Annotated in this window: 9 protein-coding genes; 4 read left to right on the top strand and 5 right to left on the bottom strand. The window is 75.0% G+C overall.

The genetic code is table 11. From position 1 onward, the window contains the following. Nucleotides 1–62 precede the first annotated feature (62 nt). Nucleotides 63–905: an SDR family NAD(P)-dependent oxidoreductase gene (locus IE313_RS04740; RefSeq protein WP_189929612.1), complete on the bottom strand. Its 843-nt coding sequence runs from the start codon at nucleotides 903–905 to the stop codon at nucleotides 63–65. A 65-nt stretch (nucleotides 906–970) separates the two neighbouring features. Further along, on the bottom strand, nucleotides 971–1,324 hold the full coding sequence (locus IE313_RS04735; protein WP_189929611.1) for a nuclear transport factor 2 family protein: 354 nt from the start codon (nucleotides 1,322–1,324) through the stop codon (nucleotides 971–973). Nucleotides 1,325–1,406: 82 nt separating this feature from the next. Here IE313_RS04735 and IE313_RS04730 point away from each other — a divergent pair, with 82 nt between their 5' ends. Then, on the top strand, nucleotides 1,407–1,916 hold the full coding sequence (locus IE313_RS04730) for a winged helix-turn-helix transcriptional regulator (RefSeq protein WP_189929610.1): 510 nt from the start codon (nucleotides 1,407–1,409) through the stop codon (nucleotides 1,914–1,916). Nucleotides 1,917–2,540: 624 nt separating this feature from the next. Here IE313_RS04730 and IE313_RS04725 read toward each other — a convergent pair. After that, a complete protein-coding gene (locus IE313_RS04725) occupies nucleotides 2,541–3,992 on the bottom strand; it encodes a pyridoxal phosphate-dependent decarboxylase family protein (RefSeq protein ID WP_189929609.1) in 1,452 nt (483 codons plus the stop codon). Nucleotides 3,993–4,161: 169 nt separating this feature from the next. On the opposite strand from IE313_RS04725, the gene IE313_RS04720 reads away from it, so the two are divergent. Together IE313_RS04720 and IE313_RS04715 are read left to right on the top strand one after the other, a co-directional pair. Further along, nucleotides 4,162–4,647, top strand: a complete 486-nt coding sequence (locus tag IE313_RS04720) for an Lrp/AsnC family transcriptional regulator (protein ID WP_189929608.1) — start codon at nucleotides 4,162–4,164, stop codon at nucleotides 4,645–4,647. A gap of 120 nt (nucleotides 4,648–4,767) precedes the next feature. After that, nucleotides 4,768–8,523 carry an nSTAND1 domain-containing NTPase gene (locus tag IE313_RS04715; protein WP_189929607.1) on the top strand — a complete coding sequence of 1,252 codons (3,756 nt, stop codon included), beginning with the start codon at nucleotides 4,768–4,770 and terminating at the stop codon, nucleotides 8,521–8,523. A gap of 96 nt (nucleotides 8,524–8,619) precedes the next feature. On the opposite strand, the gene IE313_RS04710 is transcribed toward IE313_RS04715, so the two are convergent. Both IE313_RS04710 and IE313_RS04705 read right to left on the bottom strand, forming a co-directional pair. Then, nucleotides 8,620–9,978, bottom strand: a complete 1,359-nt coding sequence (locus IE313_RS04710) for a glycoside hydrolase family 16 protein (RefSeq protein WP_189929606.1) — start codon at nucleotides 9,976–9,978, stop codon at nucleotides 8,620–8,622. Nucleotides 9,979–10,535: 557 nt separating this feature from the next. After that, nucleotides 10,536–11,252 (bottom strand): SDR family NAD(P)-dependent oxidoreductase, encoded by a 717-nt coding sequence (locus tag IE313_RS04705; RefSeq protein ID WP_189929605.1) that lies wholly within the window; start codon nucleotides 11,250–11,252, stop codon nucleotides 10,536–10,538. Between the two features lie 71 nt (nucleotides 11,253–11,323). Between IE313_RS04705 and IE313_RS04700 the strand changes: the two genes are divergently transcribed. Continuing rightward, a complete protein-coding gene (locus tag IE313_RS04700) occupies nucleotides 11,324–12,124 on the top strand; it encodes a helix-turn-helix transcriptional regulator (RefSeq protein WP_189929604.1) in 801 nt (266 codons plus the stop codon). Nucleotides 12,125–12,613: the final 489 nt, after the last annotated feature.

Here is a 12,613-nt window from a genome sequence, read left to right as displayed (position 1 = left end):
CCCCCGCGGCAGGAGCGGCGGCCCTCGGGGCGCAGGCGGCGGCCCCGCGGGCAGGGGCGGCCTCAGTCCCCGGGCGGGAAGTCGGCGCCGCGGGACAGCGACTCGTCGGCCCGGAGTGAGGCGAGCGCCGTTTCGAACTCCTCGGCGACCGCGTCGTACCCAACGCCGCCGAGCACCAGCCGCCGCGGCGGATCGGGGCGCTTCATGGCCGCGAGCACGGCCTGCACCCCGCGCCGCGGGTCGCCCGGCTGACGGCCGTCCTGCTCCACCATGGCGGCACGGACGCCCTCCAGCATCTCCCGGTAGTCCTCGACGGCCTCTTCCACCGGCTCGTCGGCGAAGCCGGCGTAGGCCCGCGTGCGGAAGGCGCCGGGTTCCACGGCCAGCACCCTGATGCCCAGCGGCGCCACCTCCTGGCGCAGTACGTCCGTCATACCCTCGACGGCGTGCTTGGCCGCGGTGTAGAAACCGAAGCCCGGGACACCCCTGAGGCCGGCGACCGAGGACATGTTGACCACCCATCCGCTGCGCCGGGCTCGCATACCGGGCAGTACCGCCCGGGTGACCGCGAGCACCGCGAAGAAGTCCAGCTCGAACAGCCTGCGCACCGCGGCCTCGTCCATGCCCTCCACCGAGCCATACCAACCGCGGCCCGCGTTGTTGACGAGGACGTCGATGCCGCCGAAGCGGGCTTCCGCCCGTGACACCGCCCGCTCGATCTGCTGCGACTCCGTGACGTCGAGCGGCAGGACGAGTGCCCGCTCGCCCCGGGCCCGGGCCCAGTCCGCGAGCCGCTGTGGACTGCGGGCGGTGAGCACCACCCGGTCACCCTCCTCAAGGGCCGCCTCGGCGTAGGCCATGCCGAATCCACCGGGGGTCCCACCGGTGATGAACCAGTTCCTCATGCGTGTCCTCGTGCAGGGGCGCGGCGGGGGGGCGGCCGGTGCGGTCCGGCGCGGTGGACGGCTGCTCACGGCTCGATGACCAGGCTCTCGATGAGCCCGCCGCGCAGCGCGAAACGGAAGTTCAGATCCACCGCACCGCCGGGGAAGTCGCCCTCCAGGTGCTGGACGACGGTGTAGTGCCGGTCGTCGGCGCGCTCGGCGGCGATCGGACGGACGGCGTAGCGGTACTCGGCGGCCGAGCGGCCCATCCAGTCGGCGATGGCCTCGATGCCCTCGCAGGTGCTGCCGTCGTCGACGACGGTCGCGTCGGCGGCGAACAGCACGAGTTGGGCCGCGGTGTCGTGGACGCTGTGCGCCGCCAGGTAGCGGGTGACGGTCTCGGGAAGCGAGCTCAGGGCGATCATCTGGGTGCGGGGCATGATGTGTCCTTCAGGCCAACGGTAACTGCTAAAATAGCAGTAACTGACTTCGACCATAGCAGTCACTCACGAGGAGGCAACCGTGGCAGGCCGCACCCGGCAGGAGGACCGCGAATGCCCGCTGTCCACCACGATCGAGCACGTCGGCGAGTGGTGGACCCTGCTGCTCCTGCACGACGCCTTCGACGGCTACACGCGCTTCGACGAGTTCCAGCGGAACCTGGGCATCTCCTCCAGCATGCTCACCAGCCGGCTGAGGACCCTGGTGGCGGACGGCCTGCTGGAGCGCAGGCCGTACCAGAGCAATCCGATACGCCACGAGTACGTCCTGACCGACCTGGGCCGCTCGCTGCGGCCGGTCATCGTCACCCTCGCCGCCTGGGGCAACGCCCGCCTCGCCCCGGAGCAGCGCAGCATGATCCTGGTCGACTCCGCCACCGGCGAGGAGGTGGAGCCCGTGGTGGTGGACGCCAGGACCGGCCGCCGCCTGGACGACAGCACCGCCTTCCCCTTCACCGCGGGGCCGGCGGCCGGCGAGCTGATGCGGGCCCGGTACACGGATCAGGGGGCCGCTCGGCGTTCACGGGGCTGACGGACCCGGTGTCCTCCGGCGGTTCCGCGCGGTGGCCTCGCCTGACGGCACGCAGGATCCGGTGCCGCCGGGCCACTTGCCCACCACCCCGAGGGGGTGGGGTCGCGCCGCGGGAGGTGCGGCACATCTCCCCGGGGTCCAGCGGGTCCCGGTGCTCAGGGCGCCCTCCGTCCGGCTTCGTCACGAGGACCATCTTCGCGGACGCCCCCTCGTCGTCCCGACAGGCGTCGGACGTGTCGCCCTCTGGGATGTCCGGGTCCCCTGGGTGGGGGAAGCCGCGGGGCCTCGCCCCAGGGGTACGGCGCCGAGGCCAGGGAGTCCGCGGGCCGACGGTCTCGCCGAGCCTGGGCAGTGCGGTCGCGGTGGTCCCTCCGGGTGCGGAAGGGCGGCTCCCCGCGTCACCCGGGGCGGTTCCCGTCGGTGCGCCGTCCAGGGCGCGGCGCAAGGCCCGGCAGCACACCGGGCCTGCGGGCCCGGCACGAGGTGCGTGCGCGAGGTGCGTGCGCGAGGTGCGTGCGCGAGGTGCGTGCGCGAGCGTCCGCGCAGGGGCCGCCGGGCGGCAGGCCGGGGCGGGCGCGCCGGCACCGGCCCCCTCCCCCGCCCGGCCGCCCGCCGGCGGGCCCTCTACCCGCGTGCCGCCTCGGCGGTGGCCAGGGCCGTCTCGCCGGCGATGGTCCGCAGCGCCTCCTCGACCCGGTCCCGGTGGGTGCGGTGCGAGACGACGCAGACCCGCAGCGTGTACCGGCCGCCGACGACGGTGCTGGAGAGCACGGTGCGGCGGTGGGAGTTGACGCGCTCCAGCAGTCGGCGGGAGGCCCGTTCGGCCCGTTCGACGGCCGCAGGGCCGGTGCCCTCGGGACGGACGCGGAAGACCACGGTGCTGAGGTCCGGGCGGTGGGGGACGTCGAGTTGCGGGAGCGCGGACAGTGTGGCGTGGACGTGTTCGGCCAGGTCGAGCTTCTCGTCCAGGGCGTCGCGGAAGGCGTCCACACCGTGCAGGTGCAGCGGGAACCAGACCCGCAGGCCGCGGATCTCGTGGGTGAGTTCGGGGCCCAGGCCGGCGGAGTCGGGGACGCCGCCGGTCCGGCCCGTGTCCTGGAGGTAGTGGCCGGTGCCGTCGTGCGCGGCGTAGAGGGTGGCCGGGTCGCGGACGACGAGGGCACCGGTGCCGAAGGGCATGAAGAGGGTCTTGTGGGGGTCCACGGTGATCGAGTCGGCGTGCTCGGTGCCCGCCAGGCGCGCCCTGCCGCGTGCCGTGAGGCGGAAGAACCCGCCATAGGCGGCGTCGACGTGGAACCAGAGGTCCTCGCGCCGGGCCAGGTCGGCCAGCGGCGGCAGGGGGTCGACTGTGCCGGTGTCGGTGGTGCCCGCGGTGGCCACGAGCAGGAAGGGACGCAGTCCCGCCCGCCGGTCCTCGCCGATCATCGCCGCGGCCGCGTCGGGGTCCATCCGCAGGTCGGCGGTGTGCGGCACGGTGCGTACGTGGTCCTGCCGGATGCCGGCGAGCCGGGCCGCCTTGGCGACGGAGTGGTGGGCGAAGGCGGTGGTGTAGACGGTGCCCGCGGCGATGTCCTCGCCGAGCCGGTCGTGCCGGGCGGCGACGACCGCGGAGAAGGTGGCCAGCGAACCGCCGCTGGTCAACAGGCCCCCGCTGCCCGGTGGCAGCCCGCACACCTCGCCCGCGATCCAGCGCAGCACGCTCTCCTCCAGCGCGGCGAGCGCCGGTGCCACGGACGCGAGGCCGCCGAACCGGTTCACGGCCAGGGTGTAGAACTCCGCGAGCGCGGCGGTGAACAGGCCGCCCCCGGGAACGTGGGCCATGTGCCCGGGGCCCGCCGTCTCCACGGCGCAGTCGGCGGCCGCGTCGAGGCGGGCGAGCAGGGCCTTCGGATCGCCGGACCGCGCGGGCGGCGGGGCCAGGAAGGCGGACACCAGGTCCGCTGCGGCCGCCGGGCCGCCCGGATCGCTCGCCGGGCGGGAGGGCAGCCGCTCGATGCGGTCGATGAGCCGGTCCAGGACGAGACCGCCCAGCTCGGCCATCGCCGCACGGTCCGGTTCCAGGGGGTGAAAGGGCATGGTTCGTCCAAGGGGAGGTGGGGTGGGGGCGGGGCGGGCACTGCGTCCCGCCGGCCGGAAGACGGTGACCAGCCTGCACCCTCGGGCGCGGCACGCGATGGCGCAATCAGCGCCCCCCGCGCCTCATTGCGGAGGATCGTGCGGCGACAGGGCCATTACGCTGCATTCTATGCCGCGTCCTCTGTACGATCGCATCGACCGGGCCATCCTTGACCACCTCCAGCACCACGGGCGCACACCCAACGTGGACCTCGCCGAGGCCGTGCGGCTGTCGCCGTCGTCCTGCCTGCGGCGGACCAAGGCCCTGGAGGCGGACGGCGTCATCGCGGGCTACCGCGCCGCGCTGGACCGTGCGCGGCTCGGCCTCCAACTGACGGTCTTCCTCTCCCTCAAGGTCGACCACTCCACCACGACCTCACACGTGGTCGAGGCTGCCCTGGCGGACATGCCGCACGTGGTCGCCTGCCACCTGGTCTCCGGCGACGCGGACTTCCTCCTGGAGCTCGCCGTGCCCGACCTGGCCACCTACGAGCGGGTGCTCGGCGACGTCCTGGGCATCGGCCCGGTCCGCGATGCCCGCGGCACCATATCCATCCGCACCGTCGTGGACCGCGGCCCGCTGCCCCTGGACGCCTGGCCCACCGCGCGCGACTGACGGCGGCCGTGACCGGGTCGCGCGGGGGCGGCCCCCACCCGTCCGCTTGCCCAGCGGTGGCCCTCTGCCTACTGTGTGCGCCGCACGGGCGCAACGGGCGGCTGGGAACGGGGGCGGAGCATGGGGCGTCGGGAGTTACCGCTGGATCCGAACGCCGGGCCGGTGGCGCGGTTCGCCGGTGAGCTGCGGGCGCTGCGGCAGCGGGCGGGCGGACCCACCTACCGGCAGATGTCCGAGCGGGCCGGCTACTCGGTCAGCGCGCTCTCGCAGGCCGCCGCCGGCTCCCAGCTCCCCTCCCTCGCCGTGGCGCTGGCCTACGTACGGGCCTGCGGCGGGCTGGAGTCCGAGTGGGAGCCGCGCTGGCGCGAGGCCGCCGAGGAGGTGGCCGCCCGACCGCGGGACGCCGACGCGGCCGGGTCGCCGTACCGGGGGCTCGCACGCTTCGAGGTGGACGACGCCGCCCTGTTCTTCGGCCGGGACCGGCTCGTCGACCAGGTGGCCGGCCTCGCCCGCCGCCGGCGGTTCGCGGCGGTCTTCGGGCCCTCGGGCAGCGGCAAGTCCTCGCTGCTGCGCGCCGGTCTCATCCCCCGGCTGCGCGGCACCGACGACCCGGCCCTGCGGCCGGCCGCCGTGCGCGTCCTCACCCCCGGCGACCGTCCGATGCGCACGCACGGCGAACGGCTGTCCGCCAGGCCCGGCGGGGAGGGCGACACCTGGCTCGTGGTCGACCAGTTCGAGGAGCTGTACACGCTGTGCCGGGACCCGGGCGAGCGGGTCGCCTTCGTCGACCGGCTCCTCGCGGCGGTCGAGCCCGGCAGCCGGCTGCGCGTGGTCGTCGCGGTGCGCGCGGACTTCCTCGGGCACTGCACCGAGCACGCGGGCCTGACCGCCGTGCTCCAGGACGCCACCGTGCTGACGGGTCAGATGAGCGGCGACGAGCTGCGCGAGGCGGTGGTCAGGCCCGCGGCGGCCGCGGGCCTGATCGTGGAGCGCTCGCTGACCGCCCGGATCGTCGCGGAGGTGGAGGGCGAGCCGGGGGCGCTGCCGCTGATGTCGCACGCACTGCTGGAGACCTGGCGCCGCCGCAGGGGCCGGGCGCTGACCGAGGCCGCCTACGAGGCCGCGGGTGGTCTGCACGGTGCGATCGCACGGACGGCCGAGGGCGTCTACGGCCGGTTCAGCCCCGCCCAGGCCGACGTCGCGCGCCGTGTTCTGCTCCGGCTGGTCACGCCCGGCGACGGCACTCCCGACACCCGCCGTCCCGCCGACCGCGGCGAACTCGGGCTCACCGAGGCCGGCGGCGGTGCCGCGGTCCTGGAGGCCCTGGTCGCGGCGCGGCTGCTCGTCACCGACGAGGACACCGTCGACCTGGCCCACGAAGCGCTCATCACCGCCTGGCCGCGGCTGCGCGGGTGGATCGATGCCGAGCGCGACCGGCTTCGCGTGCACCGGCAGCTCAGCGAGGCCACCCGCAGTTGGCTGCAACTGGACCGCGACCCCGGGGTGCTGTACCGCGGCAGCAGGCTCACCGCGGCCGAGGACGCCTTCCCCGCGTCCGGACGGGACCGCGACCTCACCGGGCCCGAGCGTGCGTTCCTGTCCGCGTCCGCACAGCAGCGCCGCAGGGGCGTGCTGCTGCGCCGCTCGGTGACGGCGCTGGTGGCGGCGCTCGCGCTGATCGCGTCCGGAACGGCCGTCGTCGCCCTCCAGCAGCGGGCCACCGCCCGGGCCGAACGCAACACGGCCGTCTTCAACCAGGTCGCCACCGAGGCCGACCAGTTGCGCGGCAGCCAGTCCTCGCTGGCCGCGCGCCTGGATCTCGCCGCCTACCGCATGCGGGCCACCGCCAAGCTGAAGACCCGGCTGACCACGGACGCGGGGGCCGTACTGTCCACGGCCCTTGCGGGGCCGAAGGACATCGTCACCTCGGTGGCCTTCAGCCCGGACGGCCGCACCCTCGCCGCCACGGGCTACGACCGGCGGCTGCGGCTGTGGAACGTCGCACGGCCCGGCCGGCCCCGGCTGCTGCGGGAACTGCCCACCGGGCACACGGACTTCGTGGACGCGGTCGCGTTCAGCCCGGACGGCCGCGTCCTCGCCACCGCCGGGGAGGACCACACGGTACGGCTGTGGGACGTGCGCGACCCGGCCCGCCCCCGGCACCTCGGCGCACCGCTGACCGGGCACACGGACTACGTCGAGACGGTGGCGTTCAGCCCGGACGGCCGCACCCTGGCCAGCGCGGGCGGCGACCGGACGGTACGGCTGTGGGACGTCACGGATCCCGGCAGGCCCCGGCGGCTCGGGAACCCGCTGAGGGGGCACACCGACTTCGTCACCACGGTGGCGTTCAGCCCCGACGGGCGCACCCTCGCCAGCAGCGCCGACGACCACACGGTGCGGCTGTGGGACGTCAGCAGCCCGGCGCACGCCCGCCGGCTGGGCACTCCGCTCACCGGGCACACGGCGGCCGTGTGGTCGGTGGCGTTCAGCACGGACGGGCGCACCATGGCCACCGGCGGTTTCGACGAGGCGGTGCGGCTGTGGGACGTGCACGACCCGGCCCGGCCCCGGCAGCTCGGCGAGCCGCTGACCAGCCACACGGCCCCGGTCTGGTCGGTGGTGTTCAGCCCTGACGGGCACACCCTGGCCAGCGGTGGCGCCGACGACACGGTGCGGCTGTGGAACGTCGAGAACCCGGCCTATCCACTGCCCCTGGGCGGCCCGCTGACCGACCACACCAACGGGGTGTGGTCGGTGGCGTTCAACCGGGACGGCCGCACCCTGGCCAGCGCCGGCTACGACCGGACGGTACGGGTGTGGCATCTGCCCGACACCCTGCTGACCGGCTACACCAACCCGGTCAACGCGGTGGCGTTCGCCCCGCACGGCCGCGTCCTGGCGACCGCGAGCAGCGACGACCACCTGGTGCGGCTGTGGGACGTGGCGGGGCCGGGCCGCCCGGTCCTCGCCGCCCGGCTGACCGGGCCCACCGGTGCCGTGACGTCGGTGGCGTTCAGCCCGGACGGGCACACCCTCGCCGCGGGCAGCGCCGACCGCACCGTCCTGCTGTGGGATGTCCGCGACCCGGCCCGGCCCCGGCGGCTCGGCGCACCGCTGACCGGGCACGGCGACGCGGTCGACGCGGTCGCGTTCAGTCCCGACGGACGCACCCTGGCCAGTGCGTCGGAGGACAACACCGCACGGCTGTGGGACGTACGCGACCCGGCCCGCCCGGCCCCCGCGGGCGTGCTCAGGGGCCACGGGGACGCCGTCACCTCCGTCGCGTTCAGCCCGGACGGGCACACCTTGGCCACCGCCTCGGAGGACAACACGGCACGGCTGTGGAACGTCGCGCAGCCGCGGCGTGCCGCACCGCTCGGTGCGCCGCTGGACGGCGCGATCGACAGGGTGATGTCGGTGGCGTTCAGCCCCGACGGAGCCACCCTCGCGGCGGGCAGCGCCGACCGCACCGTGCGGCTGTGGGACGTGCGCGACCCGGCCCGCCCGGCCCTCCGGCGCACGCTCACCGGCCACACCGACGCCGTCACCTCCGTCGCGTTCAGCCCGGACGGGCACACCCTGGCCAGCGGCGGCAGCGACCAGACGGTGCGGCTGTGGGACGTACGCGATCCGGCGCGGGCGGCCGCGTGGGGGCAGCCGCTGACCGGCCACGTCGACACCGTCACCTCGGTCGCGTTCAGCGCGGACGGGCGCACCCTTGCCAGCGGCAGCTACGACGTCACGGTCCGGCTGTGGCCCCTGGACATGGACCGGGTGATCCGGCAGGTCTGCGACGGCACCGGGGGCGCCCTCGTGCCCCGGCAGTGGGAGCGGTACGTGCCGCAACTGCCGTACCGGTCCCCGTGCGCGTGAGAGGCCCCGGGCCCGCGGCCGTTCACCGCGGGCCCGGGGCCGGTGGAGTCCGCCGGGTCCCTGCCGGGGCTGGTCCCGGCGCTGCGGCGGCTGCCGCTACAGGCTGTTCGACGACGGGGCGGATGCCGCTGCCGTCGCCGTCGCCGGGTAGACCCTCGCCCAGTCGACCTCGTAGACGGCGCTCTGCATGCCGGTGCCGTAGAAGTTGTCGAGCTGGATGGTCTGGTGCATCGACGAGGCGCACTGGATGCACTCGCGCTGGGAGTTGGCGCCGCCCGAGAAGTCGAACCACTGCACGCCGTCGACGTAGCCCCGTACGTGGGAGGAGTTCCACTCGACGGCGATGTTGTGCCACTGCGTCAGGTCGACGCCGCACTTCTGGGCGAACTCCTGCTGGACCGGGGCGTCGGCGTCGTGCGGGTAGTGGATGAAGCCCTCGGCGCAGTCCTCACCGGGAGCGCTGTTCTCCAGGTAGTCGTACTCGCCGTCCTCGGGCCACCGGTCGGAGTCCGGCCACAGGATCAGCAGCGGATGGTACTGCCGCCCGTTGTCCGAGCTGGTGGCCTGCGAACGGACGCGGGCCTCCCAGCGTCCGTACCGCTGGCCGAACTTCGACGCGAGCCAGCCCGAGTCCCCGTCGCTGTCCCCGGTCTGGCGCAGCACGCCGCCCACCACCCGGCTGTTGGCGTCGCACCGCCTGCCGTTGTCGTCGTGGCCCGGCCAGCACTGGTTCACGCCGCCGCCCGCCAGGTCCCACTTGGCCTGGTCGGGCACGGCGGGCGAGGACGAGGAGCCGTAGTCGAACTCGTCCGACCACTGCGACAGCGGTGCGCCCCAGCCGTAGCGTTCGGCGGCGGTGTCACCGCCGCCGGTGGGCGGCGGGTCGGTCGGCGGCTCCCCCGTGCCGTCGGCGAGCCGGTAGTCGCAGTTGCGGCCGGTCCACGTGGTGCCCACGGAGCTCGCGCTCAGCTCGGTGAGGACGTTGGCCCGCACGGCGCCCCGCGGGGCCGTGAAGGTGGAGGCGAGGGTGGTCCACGAGGTGCTGTTCACCGGCAGGGCCGTCCACGAGCCGTCCTGGTGCCCGAGGTAGCCGGAGTTGTCGCCGGACGGCGTGGCGTACCAGTCCACGTCGACGCGCGCCCGCGCGGTCGTGCCGGACCCGCCCTGCACCGTGGTGTCGTACTGGAACCGCCACTGCTGGCCGCTGGAGACGACCTGCTGCGGGAGGTAGAAGCTCGGGTCGGTGACGCGGTTGTTCGGCTGCTGGTAGGTGTCCGCGGTCCGGACCGGTTGAGAGCCCTTCAGCATCCCCCATTGCCCCGTGTCCTGCGCACAGGTGTTCGCCGCCTCGGCCGGCGCGGCGTAGGCCGGGTCGCCGGCGGCGGCGAGCCCGCCTGCGAGTGTCACCCCCGCGGCGGTCAGCGCCAGCAGTCTGAGGCGCAGTGGAACTCTCATGCTCATCCCTTCGCGAAGCTGTGTCTGGGTGTGGATCCGGGGCCCCGGCCGGCCTTCGCCTGCGCCGGTCCCGCGGTCGGTGCGCGACCGCTGCCGGCCCCGGGGCGGGGAGCCCGGCGGGCGTTCACCCCCGTGGAGCGCGCGCCGGGCCCTGGCCGCTGGTGCTTCGTCAGCGGCCGCCGGGACCCAGTTCAGCGGCTGCCGCATTGTTCAGCAGCCCGCTTCCACCACAGAGAACAACCCCGATCTTCCTCGTCCGCCCCGCGGGGGTGGCGTGACGGTAGGCGCCCGGCCGCTGGGGGCGCGCGGATCCTCCGCGTGCGCCTGGCTCCGGCGGCCTCAGCACCCGCTCGGGCACCTCCGCGCGGGCACGAGCCGGCGGACGGGAGCGACCCGGCGCTCCTCCGCCGGCTGCACCCGCCGGCCCGCCGCGTCCCACCCGGCGCGGGGCGCCCTCGCGACGTGGCGCTCGCCGGATTCGCCGTGGCGAGCGCCGCCGACCAGCGATGGGCACCGCCGGCGAGGAGCGGGCCGCCGGCCGTACGGCGGGACGGACCTCACCACGGCACGGGCGTCCCGTCCCAGGAGAAGAACCCGCCAGTGGGACCGTCGTCGGGCAGCAGCGCCAGGGCCACCGCGCCCGCCGCGCCCTCGGCGGGGTCCCCGTCGCTCATGGCGGCACGGGCGGTCAGACCGGTCGCCCGCAGGCCGGGTGCCAGCGCGTTCACCTTGAACCCCTCGGCCGCGAGGGCCTGGGCGTAGAAGAGCGTCAGCGCGTTCAGGGCCGCCTTGGACGAACGGTAGGCGGCGGCGCTGCCGGCCGAGACGGCGAACGGGTGGTCCGGATCCGCGCTCCAGGTCAGCGATCCGGTTCCGCTGGACACGTTCACGATGCGCGGTCCGGCGGAGCGGCGCAGCGCGGGAAGGAAGGCGTTGGTGACCGCGAGGACCCCGAAGAGATTGGTCTCGTAGGTACGGCGGAAGCCGTCCGGGTCGGCCTCGGGCGCCGACCCGCCGTCGACCATGATGCCCGCGTTGTTCACCAGGATGTCCAGCGTGGGGATCTGCCGTGCGGCCGCGGCGATGCTCCCGCCGTCGGTGACGTCGAGGACCAGCAGCCGGGCGTCGCCGCCGATCTCCTCGACCGCCCGCTCCCCCCGGCCCGCGTCGCGCGAACCGACGTAGACGGTCGAGCCGGCCGCGGCAAGCTGCCGTGCGATCTCCCTGCCGATGCCCTTGTTGGCACCGGTGACCAGTGCTGTGGAATCGTTCATGGCAACGACGATCGCGCGGCGACGGCGACCGAGCCAGGGACAACGGATCCCTGGCAGCCGGGGGAGGCAGCATGGCGAAGCAGGACCTGGCCCGTTTTCTGCGCCACCGGCGGGAGGGCCTGCGGCCCGCCGACGTCGGCCTGCCTGCCGGCCCCCGCCGCCGGACCCTGGGCCTGCGCCGCGAAGAGGTCGCCGAGCTGGCCCATATGTCCGTCGACTACTACACGCGCCTGGAGCAGGCGCGCGGCCCGCGCCCGTCGCCGCGCGTCCTGGACGCCCTGACCGGCGTGTTCCGGCTCACCCCGGCCGAGCGCAGCCATCTCTTCCGGCTGGCCGGCACGCCTCCCACACCGCTCGCGTCCCCGGTGCGCCGGGCCCGCCCGCATGTGAACGCCCTGTTGCGGCGCATCCCGGAGACGGCGGTCATCGTCACCGACGCCACCTATGACGTCATCGCCTGGAATCCACTCGCGCAGGCCCTGCTCCAAGACGGCCAGGGCACCCGTCCGAACCTGGCGCGGAGGCGGTTCCTGGGCCGTCCCCACGAGGGTTCGAGCGCCGAGGAGTTCGGCCGCATCGCGGTCGCGCGCCTGCGCCGCGCCGCCGACCGCTACCCCCACGACGCGGCACTTGCCCGGCTGCTCGCGGAACTGCGTGCCCACAGCGAGGAGTTCGTCCAGATCTGGGACACCGCTCCTGTGCACGCACCCGGCCACCGCACCAAGACCATCACCCACCCGGAGGCCGGCCGACTGCACCTGAACTGCGATCTGCTCACCGTCCCCGACGACGACCAGGAGGTCGTCTTCATCACGGCGGATTCCGGCAGCCCCAGCGCCCGGGCCCTGCGCCACCTCCTCCCGGCCGTCTGACCGCCCGCGCGGCCACCCGCCGCCCACCACCGCCCACCACCTACCGGCCATCGACCGGCCACCGGCCGGGCCCGAGGGCCGCCTTCCTCCGTCCGGAGCCTCGCGCACCGCGATCGGTTGCCGACCTTGTGCGGCGCAGGGCGCGGGTCTACCGTGATGCATACCGTCGATAACGTTTTACATCAAGGAAAGCCGGGGTCGGGCGGATGACGGCTGCAGCACGAGCACGGTCCGGCTGACGCCGCTGCCACCGGTTCCACCCCCACCACAGCGGCCGTGCACACGGCCCTCGGACGCGGGAGACGGGCACGAGGCCCCGTCCCGCCTCCCGACACCCCGTACTCCGGCGCCCAGTCCCCCGATCCCCGCGCGCCGCCGGCCCCCGCACCGCGCACGCCGTGCGCTTCGGTGCACGCCGGGCGCCCCGGGCGCGCCCACCGACACCGGTTTCGAGCGCGGTCCGCACCTTCGCGCCCGACCGCCGTGAGC

It is taken from the genome of Streptomyces sulfonofaciens (assembly GCF_014656295.1).
In the GTDB taxonomy this organism is placed as follows: Bacteria; Actinomycetota; Actinomycetes; order Streptomycetales; family Streptomycetaceae; genus Streptomyces; species Streptomyces sulfonofaciens.
This window is presented reverse-complemented; position numbering and strand designations above follow the sequence as displayed.